This window comes from Enterococcus sp. AZ009 (genome assembly GCF_050548785.1).
Lineage (GTDB): Bacteria > Bacillota > Bacilli > Lactobacillales > Enterococcaceae > Enterococcus_D > Enterococcus_D entomosocium.
On sequence record NZ_CP172960.1, the window covers coordinates 3,518,336 to 3,540,139 of the forward strand.

General features: G+C 46.3%; 23 protein-coding genes and 1 riboswitch. Of the genes, 4 read left to right on the forward strand and 19 right to left on the reverse strand.

The genetic code is table 11. The features are described 5' to 3' along the window. Positions 1-62: 62 nt before the first annotated feature. Both IGJ74_RS16700 and IGJ74_RS16705 read left to right on the forward strand, forming a co-directional pair. The gene (locus tag IGJ74_RS16700; protein ID WP_005230670.1) at positions 63-395 is read left to right on the forward strand and encodes a helix-turn-helix domain-containing protein; all 333 of its coding nucleotides are present in this window, start codon (positions 63-65) and stop codon (positions 393-395) included. Positions 396-400: 5 nt separating this feature from the next. Beyond that, on the forward strand, positions 401-877 hold the full coding sequence (locus tag IGJ74_RS16705; protein WP_034858679.1) for an ImmA/IrrE family metallo-endopeptidase: 477 nt from the start codon (positions 401-403) through the stop codon (positions 875-877). Positions 878-946: 69 nt separating this feature from the next. On the opposite strand, the gene IGJ74_RS16710 is transcribed toward IGJ74_RS16705, so the two are convergent. From IGJ74_RS16710 to IGJ74_RS16730, 5 genes are all read right to left on the reverse strand, one after another. Next, on the reverse strand, positions 947-1,759 hold the full coding sequence (locus IGJ74_RS16710) for a metallophosphoesterase family protein (RefSeq protein ID WP_087664539.1): 813 nt from the start codon (positions 1,757-1,759) through the stop codon (positions 947-949). A gap of 4 nt (positions 1,760-1,763) precedes the next feature. Further along, positions 1,764-2,546, reverse strand: coding sequence for a phosphonate ABC transporter, permease protein PhnE (gene phnE, locus IGJ74_RS16715; protein ID WP_005230666.1), 783 nt, complete (start codon positions 2,544-2,546; stop codon positions 1,764-1,766). Further along, positions 2,543-3,322: a phosphonate ABC transporter, permease protein PhnE gene (phnE, locus tag IGJ74_RS16720; protein ID WP_008380208.1), complete on the reverse strand. Its 780-nt coding sequence runs from the start codon at positions 3,320-3,322 to the stop codon at positions 2,543-2,545. The genes phnE (IGJ74_RS16715) and phnE (IGJ74_RS16720) overlap by 4 nt, the downstream gene beginning before the upstream one ends. Next, complete coding sequence (gene phnC, locus IGJ74_RS16725) at positions 3,294-4,085, reverse strand: phosphonate ABC transporter ATP-binding protein (RefSeq protein ID WP_005230661.1); 792 nt, start codon at positions 4,083-4,085, stop codon at positions 3,294-3,296. The genes phnE (IGJ74_RS16720) and phnC overlap by 29 nt, the downstream gene beginning before the upstream one ends. Before the next feature lie 160 nt (positions 4,086-4,245). Next, positions 4,246-5,178, reverse strand: coding sequence for a phosphate/phosphite/phosphonate ABC transporter substrate-binding protein (locus tag IGJ74_RS16730; RefSeq protein WP_008380209.1), 933 nt, complete (start codon positions 5,176-5,178; stop codon positions 4,246-4,248). A gap of 196 nt (positions 5,179-5,374) precedes the next feature. Here IGJ74_RS16730 and IGJ74_RS16735 point away from each other — a divergent pair, with 196 nt between their 5' ends. Beyond that, positions 5,375-6,046 (forward strand): cyclic nucleotide-binding domain-containing protein, encoded by a 672-nt coding sequence (locus IGJ74_RS16735; protein WP_005233292.1) that lies wholly within the window; start codon positions 5,375-5,377, stop codon positions 6,044-6,046. Between the two features lie 187 nt (positions 6,047-6,233). Here the strand turns inward: IGJ74_RS16735 and IGJ74_RS16740 are convergent, their stop codons facing one another. The 7 genes from IGJ74_RS16740 to IGJ74_RS16770 all read right to left on the reverse strand — a co-directional run bounded on the left by IGJ74_RS16740 (position 6,234) and on the right by IGJ74_RS16770 (position 14,143). Further along, the gene (locus IGJ74_RS16740; protein WP_087664538.1) at positions 6,234-8,105 is read right to left on the reverse strand and encodes a beta-glucoside-specific PTS transporter subunit IIABC; all 1,872 of its coding nucleotides are present in this window, start codon (positions 8,103-8,105) and stop codon (positions 6,234-6,236) included. Positions 8,106-8,242: 137 nt separating this feature from the next. Continuing rightward, positions 8,243-9,085, reverse strand: a complete 843-nt coding sequence (licT, locus tag IGJ74_RS16745; protein WP_005233287.1) for a BglG family transcription antiterminator LicT — start codon at positions 9,083-9,085, stop codon at positions 8,243-8,245. A gap of 278 nt (positions 9,086-9,363) precedes the next feature. Further along, on the reverse strand, positions 9,364-10,269 hold the full coding sequence (gene rarD / locus IGJ74_RS16750; protein WP_008380213.1) for an EamA family transporter RarD: 906 nt from the start codon (positions 10,267-10,269) through the stop codon (positions 9,364-9,366). A gap of 156 nt (positions 10,270-10,425) precedes the next feature. Continuing rightward, entirely contained in the window at positions 10,426-11,862 is a 1,437-nt protein-coding gene (locus IGJ74_RS16755) for an MDR family MFS transporter (RefSeq protein WP_242691991.1), read from the reverse strand. Then, complete coding sequence (locus IGJ74_RS16760; RefSeq protein WP_005230651.1) at positions 11,859-12,299, reverse strand: MarR family winged helix-turn-helix transcriptional regulator; 441 nt, start codon at positions 12,297-12,299, stop codon at positions 11,859-11,861. The genes IGJ74_RS16755 and IGJ74_RS16760 overlap by 4 nt, the downstream gene beginning before the upstream one ends. Before the next feature lie 150 nt (positions 12,300-12,449). After that, positions 12,450-13,436 (reverse strand): tRNA dihydrouridine synthase, encoded by a 987-nt coding sequence (locus tag IGJ74_RS16765; RefSeq protein ID WP_005230648.1) that lies wholly within the window; start codon positions 13,434-13,436, stop codon positions 12,450-12,452. 146 nt (positions 13,437-13,582) lie between these two features. After that, positions 13,583-14,143, reverse strand: a complete 561-nt coding sequence (locus tag IGJ74_RS16770; RefSeq protein ID WP_087664537.1) for a TIGR00730 family Rossman fold protein — start codon at positions 14,141-14,143, stop codon at positions 13,583-13,585. 86 nt (positions 14,144-14,229) lie between these two features. On the opposite strand from IGJ74_RS16770, the gene IGJ74_RS16775 reads away from it, so the two are divergent. Next, complete coding sequence (locus IGJ74_RS16775; RefSeq protein WP_034872892.1) at positions 14,230-14,571, forward strand: MazG nucleotide pyrophosphohydrolase domain-containing protein; 342 nt, start codon at positions 14,230-14,232, stop codon at positions 14,569-14,571. A 150-nt stretch (positions 14,572-14,721) separates the two neighbouring features. On the opposite strand, the gene IGJ74_RS16780 is transcribed toward IGJ74_RS16775, so the two are convergent. The 7 genes from IGJ74_RS16780 to ribD all read right to left on the reverse strand — a co-directional run bounded on the left by IGJ74_RS16780 (position 14,722) and on the right by ribD (position 21,391). Continuing rightward, positions 14,722-15,735, reverse strand: a complete 1,014-nt coding sequence (locus tag IGJ74_RS16780) for an ABC transporter substrate-binding protein (protein WP_005233274.1) — start codon at positions 15,733-15,735, stop codon at positions 14,722-14,724. Next, the gene (locus IGJ74_RS16785; protein ID WP_087664536.1) at positions 15,728-16,510 is read right to left on the reverse strand and encodes an ABC transporter ATP-binding protein; all 783 of its coding nucleotides are present in this window, start codon (positions 16,508-16,510) and stop codon (positions 15,728-15,730) included. The genes IGJ74_RS16780 and IGJ74_RS16785 overlap by 8 nt, the downstream gene beginning before the upstream one ends. A gap of 4 nt (positions 16,511-16,514) precedes the next feature. Continuing rightward, positions 16,515-17,588 carry a FecCD family ABC transporter permease gene (locus IGJ74_RS16790; RefSeq protein ID WP_061053392.1) on the reverse strand — a complete coding sequence of 358 codons (1,074 nt, stop codon included), beginning with the start codon at positions 17,586-17,588 and terminating at the stop codon, positions 16,515-16,517. Positions 17,589-18,058: 470 nt separating this feature from the next. Beyond that, a complete protein-coding gene (gene ribH, locus IGJ74_RS16795; RefSeq protein WP_005233264.1) occupies positions 18,059-18,532 on the reverse strand; it encodes a 6,7-dimethyl-8-ribityllumazine synthase in 474 nt (157 codons plus the stop codon). A 21-nt stretch (positions 18,533-18,553) separates the two neighbouring features. Beyond that, positions 18,554-19,765: a 3,4-dihydroxy-2-butanone-4-phosphate synthase gene (gene ribB / locus IGJ74_RS16800; RefSeq protein WP_087664535.1), complete on the reverse strand. Its 1,212-nt coding sequence runs from the start codon at positions 19,763-19,765 to the stop codon at positions 18,554-18,556. Then, the gene (locus IGJ74_RS16805; protein ID WP_218193085.1) at positions 19,743-20,330 is read right to left on the reverse strand and encodes a riboflavin synthase; all 588 of its coding nucleotides are present in this window, start codon (positions 20,328-20,330) and stop codon (positions 19,743-19,745) included. Before IGJ74_RS16805 ends, ribB begins: the two co-directional genes overlap by 23 nt. After that, positions 20,315-21,391: a bifunctional diaminohydroxyphosphoribosylaminopyrimidine deaminase/5-amino-6-(5-phosphoribosylamino)uracil reductase RibD gene (gene ribD, locus IGJ74_RS16810; protein WP_087664534.1), complete on the reverse strand. Its 1,077-nt coding sequence runs from the start codon at positions 21,389-21,391 to the stop codon at positions 20,315-20,317. The genes IGJ74_RS16805 and ribD overlap by 16 nt, the downstream gene beginning before the upstream one ends. A 112-nt stretch (positions 21,392-21,503) precedes the next feature. Then, positions 21,504-21,643: riboswitch (FMN riboswitch) on the reverse strand. Between the last annotated feature and the right edge of the window lie 161 nt (positions 21,644-21,804).

Genomic DNA, 21,804 nt, shown 5'->3' on the forward strand with positions numbered 1-21,804 from the left:
ATACAAAAATAGATACAAATTATATCCAACGTGCTATACTACAAAAAAGGAGGCGATCACTCATGCTTGGCGAACGGCTAAGAACACTCAGACTACGAACCAACCAAACCCAACAGCAGATCGCAGATCAGCTAGGGATCACCCGCGCAGCGTATTCGCATTTCGAAAATGATCGTAACGAACCCGATGGCGAGACCATCGTCAAACTCGCGGAGATTTTTCAAGTATCCACCGATTTTTTATTAGGCAGACAAGTCCCGGCAGGCTTTACGCCGCCCTCTGCAAAAGTTCAAACCGTTGCGGCCCATATTGATGATGACGTCACCGATGAGCAGATGGAAGATATCCTCAGCTACATTGAATTTATAAAACAGCGGCACGCCCAAAAGGAATGATGGAAATGGATAAAGTAGAAGAACTGATGGCCGCCTACCCAGACTTGCACTTTATTTTCGATAAAAATATGCCTGATGGTCAGCAAGGATTGTACATCGATCACCATATTTACTTGAACCCTGACCAATCACAAGAAGACCTCTTGAGCACCATCGGTGAAGAAATCGGTCATTATTTGACCAGTGCTGGCGACATTACCGCCCAAGACACCAACGAAAAACGCAAACAAGAACGCAAAGCCCGTGACATTGGTTCTGCGATCGTGGTCACGCCCTATGATATCATCGCTTGTTTTGAAGAAGGCTGCAAAACGTTGGCGGCATGCGCTGATTTTTTAGGTGTCCCCCCACAAACCTTCAAAGACGCAGTCACCTATTATGCTCGCCGCTTTGACGGTATCAAAACCGAAGAAAACTATACCTTGTTTTTCCATATCGACGGCACGATTGAAGTTGTCAAAACCTTTGGCAATCAAGGTTAAGCCTTTTTTGCACAAAAACAGACGTTCCTTTCCTGCTGCTAAATTCAGCGTTTACGGAACGTCTGTTTTTTATCCTTGCATGTTGACCCACATCAATACGCGGTTCGGTCGATAGTTTTCTGAGGATTGATGAACCAGCGCGCCTTCCTCAAAACGATACAAATTGTATCCATAGCGTTCTTCAAAACGGACCATCCCCTCGCCTTCATCTTCCCCGACAAACGACATACTTGCCACAGTATAGTAAGGAATCCCTGCGATCGTTCCCGTAAATGCATGATGGGTATGTCCGCTGAGAATACAAGAGATCTGATACTGCTGCAATAATGCCACCAAACGATTGGCACCGGCCCATGCCGGCGTGCTTGCTTGATAAGGCAACAAATGATGGTGCGTCACAAAGATGATCTTTTTCTCTTTGAGCTGCGCCAGCGTGGCTTGCAGCCATTCAAACTGTCGTTCATCTACGATACCGTCGGCATAGCCATAGCAGGAATTATCGAAAGCCACGACCGCCAATGTCTCCGTTTCATAGACTTGATTAAAAGGTGTATCACTGGCCGTTTCTACTGACTTGCCTTGCCAGCCTTGGCGAAAATGCCGTTTAATATCATGATTGCCTAGCGTTACTACGATCGGCACTGAGCCAAAGGCTTTTTCTAGATAATGCTTCAAAGAGGCATAATCGGCAGGCGCGCCATCTTCGGTCAAATCGCCGCTGATCACCACCAAATCAATCGCCCCTCGCGCCTTGGCATCTTGGATACACTCTTCAAGAGGAATCAAGGGATTTTGCATAGCTGCCAGCATTCCTTGATACCCTTCTTCACAAGGCAGGTAACTTTCTCGAAAATGGATATCTGATATATGCAATATATTCATAGGTTTATCTCAATTTCTTTCTGATGATTCCAGTCAACTGGTCTAATAAGAAGACGGTCACAACGACGCCCAACAAAATAATACTTACCTTGCTCCAGGTTCTGGTTTGAATAGCAAAAATCAATGGTGCACCGATCCCGCCGGCACCGACTAACCCTAACGTTGCTGCACTGCGGACCGCAATTTCAAAATGATTCAACGCAAAAGAACTATAGATGGGTGCTAAATAAGGAACCCGCACGAAAAACATCGTTTGCCAAAAGTTGGCACCGACTGCTTGCATCTCTTCCGTCAAGCGCTCATCCATGGCTTCCATTTCTTCGGTGAACAACTTGCCCAGCATACCGATCTGGTGGACACCGATCGCCATAACCCCAGCGAAAGGTCCCGGACCTACCACACGGACAAAAATAATCGCATAAACTAGCTCTGGAAATGCCCGCAAGATATTGCAGATCATTTTGCCGATCTTCGCGACCCACGGCGCAGAAGACCATAGGTTGGCGGCACTCAGCAAGGTCACCGGTATCGCGCAGACTGTTGCGATCATCGTTCCTAGACAGGCGATCCCGATCGTCAGTAACAATAAGCTCCACAGATCCTCCCCGCTACCGTCGTAAAAGAAAGACCAGTCTGGCTGACTCAACCCTTGCAGGACATCTCTTCCCATCGCTAAGGAAAAAGTACTCAATCCGGAATAATCCAGCGTCGCTGCAGATAATGCCAGTAAGATAGCAAAGAGTCCCCATAACAGCCAAGTCGTTTTCTTCACTTCTCTGATCATCATAGGAATGACCTCCTTACCCGCTCACTTAGAAAATCAACGATCGCTACCGTTAGCAAAATCGTCAAGATAATGATCGAGACCCGTTCATAATTCAACAATGCCAATGAGGCGTTCAAGATGACCCCGATCCCGCCGGCACCAACATATCCTAACACCGTCGAAGCTCGAACATTGACTTCAAAGGCATAAAAAGTATAGCTGGCAAACTGGCTGATGACTTGAGGTATGATCGCCCAAACAGTCACTTGAAATTTATTTGCCCCTACCGCCGCCGCTGCTTCGATTGGCGCAAAATCAATGGTTTCGATCGCTTGGAACATCAGCTGTGAAACCATCCCAAAGGTAAAGACCGCGATGGTCAAAACACCAGTGGCTTCACCGATCCCAAAAATCGCTACGAACAATGCCGCCAACAATAAATTGGGGATCGTCCGCACCAGACCTAAGAGAAAACGCATCGGCACAGAGACCCACCGGCTTTCTGTCACGACTGTCGTCGCCAACAGACTCACCGGTATCGCTGCGACTACTCCTAAAACAGTGCCTAAAAAGGACATTTGCAATGTCTTGATCAAGGGCATCATCAGTTGCGGTAAATAACTAAAATCCGGATGCAAAAAGCGAGCCATGAAAGCCGTCATCTGGCTTCGATTCGACCACACTTGTGCAAAATCAGCCCCCGTGATCCAGGCACTGCTTTGAAAAAAGAGCAGCAATAAAAGAATCAGCAGCAGGTGTTTGTACCAATTAAAATGAACTGTTTCTTTCAGTTTCATCGATTTCTCCTGCCTTTTCTTCAAAAATTGCTTTCCCATAGATTTGTTCTAAACGCTGATCCGTCAAAGCGGCTGCGTTGCCGTCAAAAACGATTGCACCTGCTTTTAAGGCAATGATCCTTGTTGCATACTGACGAGCCAAGGGAATCGAATGCAGATTGATGACAATCGTTTTGCCCATTTCTTGATTGATCTTCTTCAAATCCTCCATCACTTTCTCTGTGGTGATGGGATCTAGCGATGCCACGGGTTCATCTGCTAAAATCACTGGCGCTTGTTGGACCAAGGCACGGGCGATGGATACCCGCTGCTGTTGCCCACCACTCAACTGGTCGCTTCTCGTTTGCAGTTTGTCTGACAAGCCGACAGTCGCTAGTGCTTCTTTCGTTCTTTCATAGTCTTCTTTCGTAAATAACCCTAAAATACTTTTCCATGTCCCGTAATACCCCAAACGACCAGATAGCACATTCTTTTGGACAGTACTACGTTTGACCAAATTGAAGCTTTGGGAGATCAATCCGATTTGTCGGCGAATCAAGCGCAATTCTTTTTTATTGGCTTTCGTGACTGATTTGCCATCTACCCGGATATCTCCTTCAGTGATTGGCACTAAGCGATTGATCGAGCGCAAAAAGGTACTCTTACCAGCACCGCTCAAACCAATGATTGCCACAAATTCTCCTTGTTCAATCGTTACATCTATGTTCTGTAATCCTTTGACCCCATTCGGGTAGACTTTGGATACATTCTCAAAAGTTATCATCTGTCTTCTCCATTATGTAGGGACCGCGGCAAAGTTTCCCCAATCGGTCACGGTCTATCTCACTAAAAAATGCACTGATACTGCGTATTCCACCTATTCCCCTAGTAAATCGCTGCACATCTCCGTGTACCGTTATCCTTCTACCGCAATCCCTGATTTTTTACTCTGCTGCTCGTTTAGTATAGTCGCGAATGGTATCGTAAGCAGAATCAGCTGCTTCTTCATACCCTTGGTGTCCCCACAAGCTCATTGCTTCGGCGCCTTCTTCATCGTCTGCCATATTCAAGAACACTTCTTTGATCTGCTCTTTTAGTTCAGCATCCATCGTCGGTTGAACGGCAATGGCGTCATTCGGGATGTCCCCTTCGGTTAAGTAAAGAACTTTTAGATCTTCGAATAAATCGTTATCTGGGAAGCTTGACGCAAAGACATTCCGTGCCCCTTGAAACACAAAGGCGGCATCCATCTGACCATTCAAGACTGCAGTGATCTCACTTGGAATATCGTTCACCGTCGTTAATGTAGCATCCGTCGTTGGATCAACTCCTGCATCTTTCAACTCGGCAACTGGGTAAATATAGCCGCTGGCAGAGTTCGGACTCAATGTAGCGATTTTTTTCCCTTTTAAGTCCGTCAATTCTGTCATATCGCTATCCGCACGTACCAAGATCTCCCCTTTGAAGGTATTGGTTTTTTCCCCTTCTAATGGCAAGCCGGTCTCTGGATCATAGGCACCTAATTGAGAAGTCAAAATCGCTTCTGCTGCATCCATGTCTTTGGCTTGAACATAAGCGGCTGGCGGCATGATCCCTAAATCAACTTGGCCAGAAGCCATCGCTTCTACGATCGTCGAATAATCCGTTGCTAACGTTACTTCTACTTCACGGTCTAATTTTTTTGATAAATACTCAGCAAACGGTTTTGCTTTGGCTTGCATCGAGCCGTCATTATTGGTCGGTACGAATTGTACCACCAGCTTTTCTTTTTCGGCTGCGGCACTGCTGTCGCTGCTGCTGCTCCCATTCCCACAGCCGGTCAATGCTGCAACTAACGCAATTCCTAACATTCCTTTAACAATTCGTTTCAATGGCATTTTTTCTCCTCCTAATGGTTTGAAGCTTTCTTACATTCAAATCATACCAAGTATCCCTTCAAAATGAAGTGACACATGTCCTATTTTACCTTATTTTTACATACAATTTACATTAGTTTTTATTTATCGTTCGTGTTGAGTCAAAAGGGGAACTAAGCTATACTTAAAGAAAACCATTCAGGAGTGGCTGATTCCCATGAAAAAAATCGATGATACCGCACGCCTCAGTAATTACATTGACACATACGATCTGCAATCTTATATGGACAATGATTTGTTAGCGATGGCCACTTTGCATTCCTTTGAAAAAGAAGAGCACCTGATTCGAACGGGCACGCCTTCTGAATACTTGTATTTTCTCGTGGAAGGAACCGTGATGGTCTATTCCTTCTCTTCGGATACCCAAACGATTTGTATTGATTACGCCAAGCCGGCTGCACCTTTAGGGGAAGCTTCCTCTTTATGGGAACTCTTGCCGAAAAGCAGTGTCAAAGCCGCTTCTGCTTGCGTCTGCGTCTGCATCCCTTTGAATCGCTACCGCAGCACCTTGCAACAAGACGTCCGCTTTTTGCAAACCATCTGTCAGTTGCTCAGTTCCCGCTTGAATTCGGGGATCAACTTAGCGAATTCATTGACGGAACCTGTAGAGACACGGTTGGCCAAATTTATTCTTGCGCATCAAGAAAACCAACACTTTTCCTTTCAGTTAACCACCTGTGCCGCAATCTTGAATGTCAGCTATCGCCACCTGCTGCGAACCTTTACCAGCTTTCGTGAAGACAAGCTGATCGAAAAACAAAAACAGGGCTATGCAATTCTCGATTTCCCCGCTTTAGAGTCGCTTGCCGAAAATTTAAGCCATGTATAAGGAGCAGCCCATAAGAATGTTCGGATTTTCCCTGAGTACGCGTTCCTGATGTTGGTCTTGCCCTTAACTAGCGCTGTGACAAGCATTCTCCACCGAAGAAGGCAAGCGAGACCGGCAACTGCGCCTTATTTTCTTACAAAAAACCCGATCCTTGCTGATATTCAGTCGAGGATCGGGTTTCTTTTGCTTATTTTACGATGGCTAAGAAGTCTTCTCCTTGCAAGACATCGGTTTGATTCATATCCATCACATCTAAATATTGCGGGGTATTCGTCACAACAATTGGTGTAATCGTGGATAAGCCGGCAGCTTTGATCGTATCTAGATCAAACTTCACCAACAAATCACCGCGTTTGACTTGATCGTCTTGTTTAACAAAGACCTCAAAGCCTTTGCCATCTAGCTCCACGGTATCCATACCAATATGCATCAAGACTTCTGCTCCATCCGTGGTGGTCAAACCAACAGCATGGCCGGTAGGAAAGAGCGTCGTGATGGTGCCATCTGCCGGCGCATACAAAGCCCCGACGGTCGGTTCGATGGCGATGCCTTTTCCTAATGCACCAGAAGAAAAGACTTGGTCTTTGACTTCTGCTAAGGGAACCACTTTGCCTTCTAACGGACTGCTGAGGATCACTCGTTCTTTAGACGAACTATCTGTGGGTGCTGCTGGCTCTTTTGCTGGTGCTGCACTGGCATCGGTTGCTGGCTGATCTTCAAAACGTAAGAAGAAGGTCAAGACAAACGCGGCGCAAAAAGCGATAGCCGTTCCGATGGAAGCTGCGATCAGACCACTTAGATCTTTCGTATCTTGTGGGATAAAGGAAGGAAGACTTAGTAAGCTGACTAACCCAAAGGTATAGTTTTCGACTTGGCTGAAGCCGATGAAGGCTCCCCCGATGGCACCACTGATACACGCGGCGATAAATGGTTTTTTCAATGGCAAGGTTACCCCATACACCGTCGGTTCTGTGATCCCAAAAATTGAGGTGATCGTTGAAGAAAGGGCCAAGCCTTTCAATTTCACATTTTTTGTCATAAAGAACACTGCTAGCGCTGCACCACCTTGAGAAAGGACAGCTGGCAACAGCATCGGCACCATCGTATCGACACCAGTTTGACTGAGATTCAACATGATGATCGGTACAAAGCCCCAGTGCATGCCAAACATCACAAAGACTTGCCATAAACCACCCATGACAGCGCCAGCGATCAGTGGGCTGAAGTGGTAAATGCTGTCATAGGCACTACCTAACAAGTTTCCTAAAATCGTTCCTAGTGGACCGACGACAATAAAGGTCACTGGCGCCATGATCAAGAAGACCGCTAAAGGCACACAGATGATCTGTAAGAAGCTAGGAATGACTTTTTTAAAGAAACGCTCCACATAGCTTTGTAAAAAGACCGCTAATATAATCGGAATGACGGAAGACGTATAAGCACTCGCACCAATAATGACCGGAAGGCCTAAGAAACTCAAGGTTTGCCCAGCCAAAGCGGTGATGTCTGGATGAACCAACGCCATCGCTAAGGAAACCGCTAGAAATTCATTGGTACGAAACTTCTTCGCTGCAGTAAAAGCCAACATCACTGGTAAATAGGTAAATAACCCATCAGCAATCGCATACAATACGGTGTAGACCCCAGAATCAGCTGCTAACCAATTCAAGGTGACTGCCAGCGTCAAGAATCCTTTTAAGACCCCGGCACCTGCCATTGCGCCTAAAAACGGCGTGAAGATCGACGAAATAATATCCACCAGTTGATTCAACAGGTTGCCTTTGTCGCCTTTGCTGTCTGCTTCACCATCGAAGTTCGCTACTCCATTCAATTCACGGTAAACGTCGCTGACATGACTGCCGATCACCACTTGGTATTGTCCGCCGCTTTGAACGACTTGGATCACGTCGTCGTCTTGATTCAAGCGTGCCGTATCCGCTTTGTTCTCATCTTTTAATTTGAAACGCAAGCGGGTCGCACAATGCACCACGCTATTGACATTTTCTTTGCCGCCCACCGCATCGAGGACGCGAACTGCAATTTCTTTATTTGAACTCATTTTTTCAACACTCCTTTTTTAATAAAAAAACCCAGATTGAAAAAACGACCGTCCAACGAGTCTTTTCCTCGCTGACTGTTGTCTTTTCAATCTGGGTATTGCCTGCCTGACAGTAACAATCCGTTAATGATTGAATGTTAATTGGTTTGATCATTGACGACACGTTCGATATGGATCGTTAAGTAGATCATTTCTGATTCACCGATCGATTTGTCGTAGGTTTTGATCAAATATTCGTTGATCCGTTGAACCGTTTGAAACGCTTTAGGGTACTTCGATTGCACAAGGGCAAATAAAAATTCATCTTTTTCCCCCGAAAGTTCATCGCTTAAATAGCGCTGCGCAAAATACTGTAAATGCGTGGTGATCCGTTGATAGTTCAAGGAATCTGGGTTAAAGACTCGTCCATAAAAACGACTGATGATCGCCAATACGTCACGAACGATCTCTACCGCTTGCATCGTGGTTTCCATCGTACCATTTGCTTGTTCGCTATTGACGATATGAAAGGCGATAAAGCCAATTTCCGATTCCGGCAATGAAATCCCGAAGACTTTTTCAAAATAAGCAACGGCATCTGCTGCAACCGCATACTCTTTCGGATAAAATTTGCGGGTCTCAAACAACAATGGATTCGGCAGCTCAATGCCTTCACGTGCCCGAACTAGCGCATAATGGATATGATCGGTCAGTGTCAAATAAATATTTGGCGACAGCTCGATCCCCAATGACGCTTCTGCATCATCCACCACTTGCTTGACGGCTTCGACTTCTTCCACAGGAATGTCTGAAAACAATTGCTGAAACTGATTTGCGGTAAACGTATCCTTTAACACAAATTCTTTTTCGACAAAGGCTTCATCCACTGGATCGCCGACCTTCTTCTTAAACGCAATGCCACGACCCATATAGATCACTTCCTGACCGGCATCATTGGTCGAGATGACGACATTATTATTTAATATTTTCCCAATAACCATCGTTTTCCCTCACTCCAAAATAAAAAAACCTAGAATCTCCCCATTAGCGCGCTACGGTCAATTCTGGTTTTGCCTGCCGAACAGTAACAATCCTTGTAACTGAAAGAATAATAACACACCCCTGTGGCAGATGCAACCCTTTTCAATCAGAATTTCTGCAACGTGCTTTTCCTTTGTTATACCATTGAACAATTCTCCTTGCAACATCCTTCACTATCTAAATTGAGTTGTTTTTTAATAAAAAAAGGAACGGCTCAGCTGCAGCCATTCCTGATGTATCAGAGTTGCTTTCTTTGCTGTCCCATGCGCCGCTCTTTCATAGCCGTGCCTAACGTACCATAGGTGAAGACCGCGATCCCTAGCCAAATAAACGCAAAGGCGGAAAATTGGGCCAGTGAATAGGTTTCGTGAAACAAAAAGATGGCCAACAAAAGCATGATCGTCGGGTTGACGTATTGAATAAACCCAAGCGTAATGTAAGAAACATTTTTCGCGGCTTCCGCAAACAGCAACAGCGGAATAGCCGTCACGATCCCGGCACCCATCAATAAGAGATTGGTTTGCAAGGGATAATTCATAAAGCCGACGGTTGAAAATCCTAAAATATACACGAGCGCAAAGGGGAAAATCACCATCGTTTCGATCGTTAACCCAGTAACCGAACTAATGGGGATCCTTTTTTTGATCAAGCCATACGTACTAAAGGAAAAGGCCATGATCAGTGAGGCATAAGGAATCGTTCCTGTTTGGATCGATAATAAGATCACCCCGATACTTGCCAGCAGACACGCCAGCATGCCAGTACGACTAAGACGTTCTTTCAAAAAAACGGTTGCTAACAAGACATTGACTAGCGGATTGATATAATAGCCTAAGCTGGCTTGCATCACATGGCCCGCACTCACCGCAAAGATAAAGGTGAACCAGTTGATGGAGATCAGCACAGAAGCTAAAACGATCAGTCCAGCAAACACTTTGTTCTTCCACAGCAGACGCGCTTCTTGTAAAAATTGCTTTTTCTTCCCGGAAAGCAAAATAAACAGCACCATAAAAACAAAGGACCACACGATTCGGTAGCACATCGTTGCTAATGGCGAAACCCCAACGATTATTTTCCAATATAGTGTGACCAAGCCCCACAAGACATAGGCAGACAACCCAAAATAAACGCCTTTATTCTTCATTTTCTCCCTGATTTTTTTCCATGAAAACAAGTCTTTCCTGAAAAAAAATACTCCTCCTAAACCATAAGTTATCTTATTATATCGAATTTTTTGGTTTTTCATAGAGTTTCATGAAATAAATCAAGAAAAGCACCCTTCAAAGAAAGGTGCCCCTCTTTATTCCAGCGGTTCCTCCGCACCTTCCAGCCACACGGCTTCTGGTTTCTGATCACGAATCAAGAATAGCCCCGTTGCAAACAGCAGTCCAGAAGCGATCGTCATCAATAAGAAAGAAACATTCATCCCATGAAGCAACGCACTCGTTCCTGTTAAGGTCGTGCTTTTTTGCGCCACACTATTCATGATCCCGACAAATAATGCTGTCCCGATGGCGCCTGCCACAGTCCGCAAAGAAGTCAATAACGCTGTTCCATGCGCCGTCAGTTGCGGCGGAATATTTTTATTTCCCCACGTCACGAAGGGCATCAACAAACAGCCTGTGGCGGCACAGCGCAGCATGTTCAAAACCACTGCTACCCAAATACCCGTGTGCATATGGATAAAATACATGCCGATGTTGCTCAAGACCAGTGAGCCGCCGCCAAAAAGCGTCAACAGACGGATGCCGACTTTGTCATAGATTCGCCCAGCCACGGGACTTAAGAAAGCCGAGACCAGAGAGCCTGGCAAAACGACTAATCCCGAGATCGTCGCTGATTTGCCTAAAATCGACTGCACGTAAAGTGGCATCAGCATCGCCGAACCCATCAAGACCAAGTAAAGCATGATACTGCCAAAGACACTGATGGCATACTCTTTTGTTTTTAAGACCCGCAGATCCAAAAATGGGGTTTTCGCTCTTAACTGACGGAAGACAAAGAAGATCCCTGCTACCAAACCGATCGCTAAGGTTCCTAAAACCGGCAAGCTGAAAAAGCCATAGCTGCCGATGTTTCCAAAGCCTAAAGTGATCCCACCAAAAGCAAAGGCACTCAAAACAAAAGAGGTCTGATCAAATTTGCTGTTGCTTACTGGCAACACATCATCAAAAACCTTTATGGCCCAAATCAATGAGATCAAAACAATCACGGCAACGATATAAAAAATTGCATGCCAGTTCAATCGGTCCACGATCAGCCCAGCGATCGTCGGTGCGATCACGGGTGCCGCGGTGATTGAGAGTCCATACCAGCCCATCACGACACCGATGCGATTGATCGGATAGATCGATAAGAGGATCACTTGTGCCATCGCGGTCAAGATTCCATTGCCTACGGCCTGCAAAATACGAGCAAGCATCATGACTAGAAAATTGGGCGCTGTGGCACAAAGCAGCAAACCCACCAGAGCGATTCCTAATGCAGCGAGATAGAGCTTTTTGGTTGGCACACGATTCATAAGATATGCCGTCAAGGGCATAACGATCGCCATTGCCAAAGAATACCCGCTAGTCAGCCATTGGCCCGTAGTGACGGAAATCTGCAAGTCAGTGACGATGGCGGGTAAAGCCGTCGTCAAGGCGGTCGCTAACATGGATACGGCAATACATGTAATCATTAAATTAATAAAAATCAGCGTCCGCTGACGTTCCGTTCGTTGGACTGTTTCACTCAATCAACGTCCGCCTCCTTCTCAAGATAAAACTGTTCGATTTTTGCTAAGGCTTGACCAAAGGCTTGTTTTTCTTCTGCCGTCAAATAGGTCAGCATTTCTTGGTGCGCCTTGCTGCGTTTTTCTTTCATTCGCTGTGCCTCTTCCTTGCCTGCTTCTGTCAGCGAAATCAAATGGCTGCGTTTATCTTTCGGATCGACTTCTTTTTGGATCAGCCCTTTTTCAGCCAGTTTCTTTAGTAGTTCGCCAGTTGATGTCGAACGAATCGCTAAATACGCGGCGAGATCTTTTTGGGTCAACGTGCCTTTTTCGTCCAATACCAGTAAACAATTGAACTGCCCCCGTCCCGGCATAAAGCGTCCATACTTTTGTTCCGCATACCGCCGATTTAATTTATACACTTCAAACAATCGTTCCACGATTTCTTGTTCGGAAACCATCGATCTTCAGCTCCTTTCGCCTCTTCACTATTTAGATAGGTAGCTAGTTAAAAGTCCGTTCTCCATTTTACATAGGTACCTATCTATTGTCAAGAAAGGATTGACATTGAGAGCGGATGCAGCAACCAAAAACGAAAAAAGCATTGAAACTTACGCTTCAATACTTTCCTCGTGGTTCTTTTTCTCCGCAAACTCTGCCAGCAGTTGCCGAACTTCATCCGTTGATTTGGTATTCATCAATTTTGCTCGCAAATCACTGGCTCCTGGGAAGCCTTTGACATAGATTTTAAAGAAACGATGCAATCCTGCGATCGAGCGTGGCACCATTTTGGCGTAATGATCCTGCAAGTCTAATTGCAGCTGTAGCAAGCCTAATAGCTCTTCTGAGGTATGCTCTTTCGGTTCTTTTTCAAAGGCATAGGGATTCTTGAAAATACCCCGACCGATCATGATTCCGTCTACGCCATATTTTTCTGCTAGCTCTAAACCTTTGGTACGATCAGGGATATCGCCGTTGATCGTCAGCTTCGTTTGTGGGGCGATTCGGTCCCGCAAGGCCACCACTTCAGGAATCAATTCCCAATGGGCATCGACCTTGCTCATTTCTTTGCGGGTTCGTAAATGGATCGAAAGGTTAGCGATATCTTGTTGCAGGACATGGGTCAACCAGGCTTCCATTTCCCCTAGTTCGGTATAGCCCAAACGCGTCTTGACGCTGACCGGCAAGCCGCCAGCTTTGGCTGCTTGGATCAGCTCAGCAGCAACTTCTGGTCGCAAGATTAAGCCGCTGCCTTTGCCTCGTCCGGCAACGTTTGGCACTGGACAGCCCATATTTAAGTCAATCCCTTTAAAGCCCATCTCGGCTAATCCGATACTCATTTCACGGAAATACTCTGGCTTGTCTCCCCAAATGTGGGCTACCATCGGTTGCTCATCTTCGGTGAAGACTAAACGTCCCCGCACACTGTCGCGTCCTTCTGGATGACAGTAACTATCGGAGTTGGTAAATTCCGTAAAGAAAACATCTGGTGCGCCGGCAGCTTGAACGACATGCCGAAAAACGACATCGGTGACATCTTCCATTGGTGCTAGAATAAAAAAAGGCTTCGGCAATTCAGCCCAAAAATTTGTTGTCATGATTTACGCTCCATTTCTTTGTCCAAGGATCTTATTTTATGACCCCACTTGCAAAACAAACCCCATTATACTAAGAATGCGTCAAAGAAGCAAAAGAGCAAGACGACACCCGCCGGTGCTTCGCCTTGCTCTTTTGCAACAGACGCTTAATACTGCCGAATAACTGGCGGTTCGTAGGCTTGAATAAAGGCTTCAAGTTCATTCGTTGTTTGCGCAAAACCGATTTTTTCGCGATCGGCCTGCGTCAAGAACTCATTTTCCACCATGTTGTCATACAAGGCTCTCGTTGCGCGGTAAAAGTTGTTCACATCATAAAAAGCACAAGGATTCGGGTTTTGACCGATTCTTGACCACGAGATCATCTCCGTGATTTCTTCCAGCGTCCCGGGACCACCTGGCAGTGCGACAAACGCCTGCGACAATTCGAACATTTTTCGTTTTCTTTCTGACATCGTCTCGACGACATGGAGTTCGGTCAATCCAGGATGTGCTAGTTCCCGATCTTTTAAAAAGGTTGGGATCACCCCGATCACCTGACCGCCATTTTCTAAGACAGCATCTGCCAGCACGCCCATCAAGCCCGCTTTTCCGCCGCCATAGACCAGCGTATTTTGCCGTGAAGCGATCCACTGCCCCAATTCTTGGGCGGCTGTTGCAAAACTAGGTTCATTACCGACACTGGCACCACAATAGACTGCAATTTTCATAAAACTCTCCATCATCCTTCTCAATCATTTTGAAATAGTATATCATGATTCTGATAAAGGTTCTGGGAAAGGATGGAAAAAAAATTATGAACATTGAGGAATATCAACGATTTATCAGTGACTTCTACAAAGCCCGCAACTGGTATCAATATGATCCGTTTATTCGGGCGAATTTTTTAGCAGAAGAAGTCGGGGAAGTGAGCCGTGCCATTCGGACATTGGAGATTGGCCGTGACCGTCCCGATGAGCAAGAAGGCTTGCCGGAAGAAAAACTGGCAAATCTGACGGAAGAATTGGGCGATGTACTGGATAACTTATTTATTCTCGCCGATAAATACGATATTTCTCTGGAAACAATCATGCAAAAACACAAAGAAAAGCTTTTGTCTCGCTATCAAATGAACCAAGAGACAGAAAAAAACAGCTAACGGGCTACTTGTTGCGTAACGGGCAGCGGCAAAGGTTGCTTTTCCCAAATACAAAAAACCAACGTTTCTGTGGTCAATCGGCCAGTGAAACGTTGATTTTCTTCTATTATATAAAAAGTTGGTTCTCCTTTTTATGGGAATAGGAGGTGTTTATTGTGCCATTTGCTCTACCAGTTCTTCCAAACCAGTCAAGGCTTGGTAGCCGTAGCCAAAGAGATAATTGTAGTCCATGCTGTAGACTTGTTTGTTTTTGATGGCTTTCATGCTAGAGAGTTTGTCGTTTTTGTATAAGCCTTCAATGATTTCTTGACCGGAAACACTGCCTTCGATCGTTGACCAGTCGCCGACGATCAAGACATCGGGATCCGTTTCGATCAAAGTTTCGACACTGACTTCCCCTGAATAGTCTTGAAACACATTGTTCAGTTTGATCATATCAAAGTTGCTATTGAAAAAAGACTCATCTTGAGCGGCATAGACACTGACAACACTAGGATCAGACATAAAGAGATGGGCAAAGGTTTGCTCTTCTTTGTCTGCTACTTTTTCTTCCAAAGCACTCTGGCGATCCTTTAATTCTTTTTCAAAAGCAGCGGCTGCCTCGGGGACATTGAAGAGCTTGCCAAGGTTTTCAATGTCTTGATAAACGGAATCAAATGTTGCTCCAGTGACAGAGGTTTCTTGGACATAAGTCGGAATGCCCATCTCGTTCAAGGAATCAACGGTGCCGACGCCCCAATCTTGGTTATCGAAAAGTCCCCCGCGACCAAAAATCAAATCTGGATCCACACTGAGCGCCGTTTCTTTACTGATATAGTCACTGCCCAGGTCGTTGAGTTCTGCATAATCAGCAGCAACTTCCTCATCGGCGGCACCAAAGGTTGCACCGACACCCGCAATCTGATCCTTGAGGCCGAGATGCAGCAGCAATTCCGCTGCTGGTCGTGTGTTGGCAACGACTTTTTTTGGTGCCTCATTAAAGGTTTGATCCTTGGCGGTCCATTGCGTGCCGCCTTCTGCTTTGGTGTAGTTGCTGATGGTTAAGGGATACGTACTTTCTGCCTGTGAGGAAGAAGCCGAAGTTCCTTCATCCTTCGTATTGCCGCAAGCGCTTAATGTAAAAACTGCCAATCCTACCCCAATCATTTTTCCCCATTTATTCATCTGTTTGCTCCTTTTCAAAATAATAATGAAACCCTAATCCGCCTGTGATCGGATGATGGTAAATACTGCATTTCACGCCATAGATTTCTTCGATCAGTTCCTCTGTCAGCAGCGTTTCTGGTTCGCCATACCCTACGACCCGACCATCTTTTAAGGCATAGATGATGTCGCAATAGTTGGCTGCTTGTTCCAAATTATGCAGCGCCGCCAACAAGCCAATCTTCAGATGCTTGACGGTCTCTAAGGTTTCCAGCTGGTAACGGATATCCAAATGATTGGTCGGCTCATCGAGAATCATAAATTTCGGTTCTTGGGTGATGGCACGAGCAAGGACGACCCGCTGTTTTTCGCCTCCTGATAATGAGAGGTAGCTGCGTTTTCTGTAGGCACTTAACCCTGTTTTGGCTAAGGCTTCGGTGACCAGCTCATGATCGGCTTTGGTGTCTTGTTCCAACAACCCCTTGTGGGGCGTGCGGCCTAAAAGCACCATCTGTTCTACTGTTAAATCAAAGCTCAACTCATTGAACTGACTGACGACGCTGACTTGCTGGGCGACTTTTTTTTCGGAACTTTTCAAAATATTCATCTCACCCAGATAAATTTCGCCGCTGTCTGGTTTCAACGTTTTGTAGATGGCTTTTAACAACGTGGACTTACCACTGCCATTAGACCCAATCAAACCGACAAATTGCCCTTGTGCGGTTTGAACGGAGATGTCTTTTAGAATCTGCTGATCCCCGATCGTCAGATTGAGCTTTTCAACTGCCAATTTCATCTCGTCACCCCCCAAAGTTGTATTGTCGTTTGACAATGATATAGATAAAGATCGGTGCGCCAATCAGCGCTGTAATGATCCCGATCGGCAGTTCGACTCCTTGCAGGGTCGAGCGGGCGATCACATCCGCCCAAATCAAAAACAACGCGCCTGTCAAAGCGGTCAAAGGCATCAACAGGCGATGATCCGAGCCGCTGACTCCACGTACGATATGAGGAATGATCAAGCCGACAAAGCCGATCATCCCAGAATTCGCAACGATGATACTAGTTAATAGCGCTGCTAGCAGCATGTAAAAACGCCGATAGAAGGTCAGCTTGACCCCTAAGGTGGAAGCAACTTCATCCCCCAGCAAAAGCGTATTCAAAACACGGTATTGCGTCAGGAAGAACAGCGTGATCAAAGAAACCAGAACCACGATAAAGCCCAATTTGTTCCAAGAAGCCGAGGCTAGGCTGCCCATCGACCAAAACGCTACGGTCTTCATCCCTTCTGCATTGCTAGCCAGATAGATGATCAAGTTTGAAACAGAGCTACATAAGGCACTGACGATCGTCCCCGACAGCACAAGTTTTGTGGAAGTCATTTTCCCACCGATACTGGCAAGCAGCAGCACCAAAATAGTCGCAATCCCCGCTCCTGCAAAGGCGCCAAACGATAAGCCCAGCTGCAAGACTAGCGCCGAGCCGCCAAAACCGACTAAGATGGCAAAGGTCGCCCCTAAGGATGCGCCGGAAGAGATCCCTAGGATATATGGATCTGCCAGCGGATTTTGGACCACTGCCTGCATCACCGCCCCACTGATCGCTAACCCCATACCCACAAAAATAGAGAGCAAGACCCGCGGTGCCCGAACAAACCAGACGATATTGATGTTTGCGTCTGAAATACCTGAAAGATCACCAACCAACCCATGGCTGATTTTATAGAAGAGAATTTGGTAAACTTCGCCAAGGGTGATATTGGCTTGGCCGTTTGCCAAAGCAACTCCTACAGATAAGAGAATGGCGACAACTAAAACACAGCAAATGATTGTCGACACCATCCAACGATTTGATTTAATCAACCCTACCGACATGTGATTCTCCTTTATTCAGCACGACTCCCTCCTGATTTCACAGCAAAAACAACCTTGACTGTTGCCTCGCCGCCATCATAAAAGAAGCATCTGTGCGTTTTTTCGCTTATAACAGTTCTTCTCATGAAAAGCGCCAAAGCCATGTGCTACTTTGACATCTATTTGCAAATGAGAATCACTCTCAATGAATAGAGTCATTATAAGGAACCTTTTGTGAAATGTAAATAATTTTCTGAAAATTTCCTTAAATAAGAGTTATTCTAATGTTCGGGATTGATTGGGCGTTTTCCTCTCCATTGACCTATCGAAAACACGGTACCCTTGAAGAAGCGAATCCTTTGGTAAAATGATCCATTTTTTTTAATGATGAAAAAAAGACAGACTTCATTTTGTACGAAGTCTGTCTCCAGTATGAAGCCTATGCTTAGGCAGGCTTGTTCTTGTAGCTTCCCTTTGTTCGAACGTGAAACCTATGCATTGCCAAGGATTTGCTGATTCAACGAAATCATCTCCAAAAGACCTTGAGCGGCTTCACTGCCTTTATTGCCGGCTTTGGTTCCCGCCCGTTCAACGGCTTGTTCAATCGTTTCAGTCGTCAACACACCAAACATGATCGGAATGTCGGCATTCAGACCAATTTGGGCTACGCCTTTCGCCACTTCATTTGAGATCAATTCATAGTGGGTCGTTGCTCCGCGAATCAAGGCACCTAATGTCACGATCCCATCGTATTGTTTGTGGTCAACGATTTTTTTGGTAATATACGGAATCTCATAAGCCCCTGGTACCCAATACACATCGATGTTTTCTGCTTTGACTCCATGACGCACCAAATTGTCTTTGGCGCCTTCCACTAACTTGGAAGTGATAAACTCGTTGAATCGTGAAACCACGATCCCTACTTTGACTGCCTCTCCCTGAAACGTTCCTTCAAATACTGTCATCGCTCATTCTCCTTTGGTTGATTAAATAGATAGGTAATGGTGAAACTTTTCTTTCTTCGTTTTCAAGTAGCTGCTGTTTTCTTTATGCGCGGGCATCTCCAGCGGAACCCGTTCTGCTACCTTGATCCCTAAGCTTTCTAATTCCTTCACTTTGTCAGGGTTATTGGTCATCAGTTGAATCTCCTGCACTTCTAAGGAACGTAAAACATCGGCAGCAAACGTGTAATGACGAGCATCTGCTGCAAAACCCAATGCAATATTTGCTTCATACGTATCCAATCCTTGTTCCTGCAACTGGTAGGCACGGAGCTTGTTCCGCAAGCCAATACCGCGGCCTTCTTGGCGTAGATACAAAATCGCACCACGGCCTTTTGCTTCGATCTGCCGCATCGCTTCTTGCAGCTGTTCGCCACAATCACAGCGATGAGAGCCGAAGACATCGCCTGTTAAACACTCTGAATGGATCCGTAGTAACAGCGGCTCGGTAGTATGTTGAATCTCGCCTTTGGCTAGTAAAAGGTGTTCATTGCCGAATTCATCTTCAAATAAGGTCAATTGGAACGCCCCATAAGCCGTTGGCAGATCCACCGTGATAGGTGCAGTTCCTCGTAGATATTCCGCCATCTCATCAATGGTCAAAAACGGCAGCTGCCATTTTTCTGCTAATTTTTTCAATTCTGGGACCCGAGCCATCGTGCCATCTTCATTTAAAATCTCACAAATGTAGGCTGCTTCCACGCTGCCAGCAAGCTTCGCTAAATCCACAGCCGCTTCTGTATGTCCTCTGCGTTCCAACACGCCGCCAGGTTGAGCGGTCAATGGGAAGATATGTCCAGGGCGATAAAAATCCGCAGCCTGTGACGCAGGATCAGCCAACTTTTCAATCGTCACTGCCCGGTCTTTCGCAGAAATTCCTGTACTCGTCATCACGTGATCGACACTGATGGTAAACGCGGTACCAAAGGCATCCGTATTATTGGCGGTCATCTCAGGCAATGCCAGCTTTTCAGCGATCGCTTGTGAGATGGGTGCACAGATCAAGCCACGGCCATAAGTCGCCATAAAATTGACAGCTTCTGGCGTTGCGTATTCAGCAATCCCAATCAAATCTCCTTCTGATTCCCGATTTTCATCATCGGCGACAATCACTAAGCCGCCTTTTTTTAACCATTCCACTGCTTGTTCTACTTTATGCATCGTCTGCCTTCTTTCATTTTCGTTGGTATTTGACATATTTCCCAATCATATCCGTCTCGATATTGACCCACTCCCCTTGTTTCAACTGCCCCAGCGTCGTCTGGTCTTTGGAATGGGGAATCAAGCTAACGGAAAATGTCTGTGCCGTCGTCTGGGTGACCGTCAAACTGACGCCATTGATCGCAATCGACCCTTGCGGAATGATTTCCCCTTGCACACTGACAGGGTAAGCAAACGTCAAGATCAAGGCATTTTCCAACTGCTTTTTCTGGATCAAACGGGTCGTTACATCAATGTGGCCTGCGACAAAGTGGCCTTCAAAACGCTGCGTTGCTGCCATCGCTCGCTCCAAATTGACTTCGGCACCCACCGAGAGTTGTTTAAAGGTCGTTCGTTGAAAGGTTTCCGGCATGATATCCACCGTAAACGTCGTCGCTTGTTTGGCGATCGCCGTCAAACACGTCCCGTTGATCGCCATGCTGTCTCCGATCTGGTAATCCGCCAGCAAGCCTTCCGACGCACTGCAGGTTAGCTGGATCGTGCGGCTTTGCTTGCGGATCTCTTTGATGCGGCCTTTTTCCTGAATCAATCCTGTGAACATTCCTCTGGTCTCCTTCCTCGGATGCAAACATCTTCCCCAACTGCCGTCACCGTCACCTCTGTTAGCTGCTGCAGCTGTTTCGGGGTACGCTCACTGGCAAAACTAGCGAGACTATTGCCCCCAAGAAATTTTGGCGCCACATAGGTAATGCTTTCTTGCCACAGTCCGCTGGCTAAAAAGGCATCATGGATCGCAGCGCCTCCCTCCACGTAAAGCGATTGGACCTGTCGTGCGGCAAGCTCCTTCAACAATGCAGCGATCGTCAATTCTTCCAGTTGGATCACTGAGACATGCGCTGGCAAATCATTGACAGCTGCCTGCTGCGTAAAAATCCACACCGGTGCCGAATCGTCGGCAAACAGTGCCAATTGGGGTTGCGACAGCGTTCGTCCCCGACGGTCTACCACGATGCGAATCGGCGGAAAGCTGGTTTCAATCGTGGTCAATAAGGTGGGATCATCCGTCAACACCGTCTGACTGCCCACTAAGATCCCTTGGTAGTCCCCACGTTCTTGATGAACGTTTTGCCAAACCGCTGAACCAGTGATCGCACTGCGGGTCTGCGCATCATGAGCGATCCGACCATCTAAAGTGATCGCTTGCTTCAATGCCACGTAAGGTAGCTGATGCTGATGGTAAAAATTATAGTGTGGATTCAAACGGCGCACTTCTGTTTCTTCGATACCCACCAACACGTCGATGCCCTGATTTTCTAAAAAGCGCTTGCCTTGTCCAGCCACGATCGGGTTAGGGTCTAACTGGCCGACGACTACTTTTTTGATGCCGCTGTCGATGATCAGCTGGGTGCAAGGCGGCTGTTTTCCTTGATGGTTGCAAGGTTCTAATGTCACGTATAAAGTCGAATTGATTAGGTCTTCGGAGGAATGGCATTGTTCGATGACGTTTCGTTCCGCATGGGGCTGCCCATAGACTAAGTGAGCCCCTTTGGCAATGACCCGTTGCTCTTTGACGATCACGGCGCCCACTAGCGGATTAGTAAAGGTTTGGTAACGCCCTTTTTTGGCTTCTGCGATCGCCAAACGCATGTATTCGTTATGCATCTTCCTTCCTCCTTTCAATAAAAAAATGCCTCGTGAGAATCTCACGAGGCATAGACAAACAAGACCGGCAAAAAATCAGTTTTAGACGCACTGCGCCCCTTGAAATTTTGTGGTTTTTCTTCTCCCATCCAGACTTTCACTGTCGGTGCCAGATTCACACTGGCTCCACCGCATAGCTATGCGGGTCACGGACTTCAAGCATTGTACTTGTCACCGTCGGTCGGGAATTACACCCTGCCCCCGAAGAATACTATTCAATTCATGTGCATTTTAGCCCGACCATTTTTGTTTGTCAATAGGCCTGATTACAAGCCAATAGGAATTCCTCTTGGTTTTTTCTTTTGGCAACCCCAAAACAACGACAGCAGAAATCCCTTGTCGTTCCGCCATTTTCCTAAGCTGCAGCAAGGCGA

Excerpts from the sequence above, each read along its gene's own strand:
- IGJ74_RS16775 (WP_034872892.1), top strand. The coding sequence starts at position 14,230 with ATGAACATTGAGGAATATCAACGATTTATCAGTGACTTCTACAAAGCC.
- ribD (WP_087664534.1), bottom strand. The coding sequence starts at position 21,391 with ATGCATAACGAATACATGCGTTTGGCGATCGCAGAAGCCAAAAAAGGG.
- IGJ74_RS16765 (WP_005230648.1), bottom strand. The coding sequence starts at position 13,436 with ATGACAACAAATTTTTGGGCTGAATTGCCGAAGCCTTTTTTTATTCTA.
- IGJ74_RS16730 (WP_008380209.1), bottom strand. The coding sequence starts at position 5,178 with ATGCCATTGAAACGAATTGTTAAAGGAATGTTAGGAATTGCGTTAGTT.
- IGJ74_RS16805 (WP_218193085.1), bottom strand. The coding sequence starts at position 20,330 with ATGTTCACAGGATTGATTCAGGAAAAAGGCCGCATCAAAGAGATCCGC.
- IGJ74_RS16780 (WP_005233274.1), bottom strand. The coding sequence starts at position 15,735 with ATGAATAAATGGGGAAAAATGATTGGGGTAGGATTGGCAGTTTTTACA.
- rarD (WP_008380213.1), bottom strand. The coding sequence starts at position 10,269 with ATGAAGAATAAAGGCGTTTATTTTGGGTTGTCTGCCTATGTCTTGTGG.
- IGJ74_RS16735 (WP_005233292.1), top strand. The coding sequence starts at position 5,375 with ATGAAAAAAATCGATGATACCGCACGCCTCAGTAATTACATTGACACA.
- IGJ74_RS16770 (WP_087664537.1), bottom strand. The coding sequence starts at position 14,143 with ATGAAAATTGCAGTCTATTGTGGTGCCAGTGTCGGTAATGAACCTAGT.
- phnC (WP_005230661.1), bottom strand. The coding sequence starts at position 4,085 with ATGATAACTTTTGAGAATGTATCCAAAGTCTACCCGAATGGGGTCAAA.
- phnE (WP_008380208.1), bottom strand. The coding sequence starts at position 3,322 with ATGAAACTGAAAGAAACAGTTCATTTTAATTGGTACAAACACCTGCTG.
- IGJ74_RS16700 (WP_005230670.1), top strand. The coding sequence starts at position 63 with ATGCTTGGCGAACGGCTAAGAACACTCAGACTACGAACCAACCAAACC.
- ribH (WP_005233264.1), bottom strand. The coding sequence starts at position 18,532 with ATGACAGTATTTGAAGGAACGTTTCAGGGAGAGGCAGTCAAAGTAGGG.
- IGJ74_RS16705 (WP_034858679.1), top strand. The coding sequence starts at position 401 with ATGGATAAAGTAGAAGAACTGATGGCCGCCTACCCAGACTTGCACTTT.
- phnE (WP_005230666.1), bottom strand. The coding sequence starts at position 2,546 with ATGATGATCAGAGAAGTGAAGAAAACGACTTGGCTGTTATGGGGACTC.
- ribB (WP_087664535.1), bottom strand. The coding sequence starts at position 19,765 with ATGTCAAATACCAACGAAAATGAAAGAAGGCAGACGATGCATAAAGTA.
- IGJ74_RS16740 (WP_087664538.1), bottom strand. The coding sequence starts at position 8,105 with ATGAGTTCAAATAAAGAAATTGCAGTTCGCGTCCTCGATGCGGTGGGC.
- IGJ74_RS16710 (WP_087664539.1), bottom strand. The coding sequence starts at position 1,759 with ATGAATATATTGCATATATCAGATATCCATTTTCGAGAAAGTTACCTG.
- IGJ74_RS16790 (WP_061053392.1), bottom strand. The coding sequence starts at position 17,588 with ATGTCGGTAGGGTTGATTAAATCAAATCGTTGGATGGTGTCGACAATC.
- licT (WP_005233287.1), bottom strand. The coding sequence starts at position 9,085 with ATGGTTATTGGGAAAATATTAAATAATAATGTCGTCATCTCGACCAAT.
- IGJ74_RS16785 (WP_087664536.1), bottom strand. The coding sequence starts at position 16,510 with ATGAAATTGGCAGTTGAAAAGCTCAATCTGACGATCGGGGATCAGCAG.
- IGJ74_RS16760 (WP_005230651.1), bottom strand. The coding sequence starts at position 12,299 with ATGGTTTCCGAACAAGAAATCGTGGAACGATTGTTTGAAGTGTATAAA.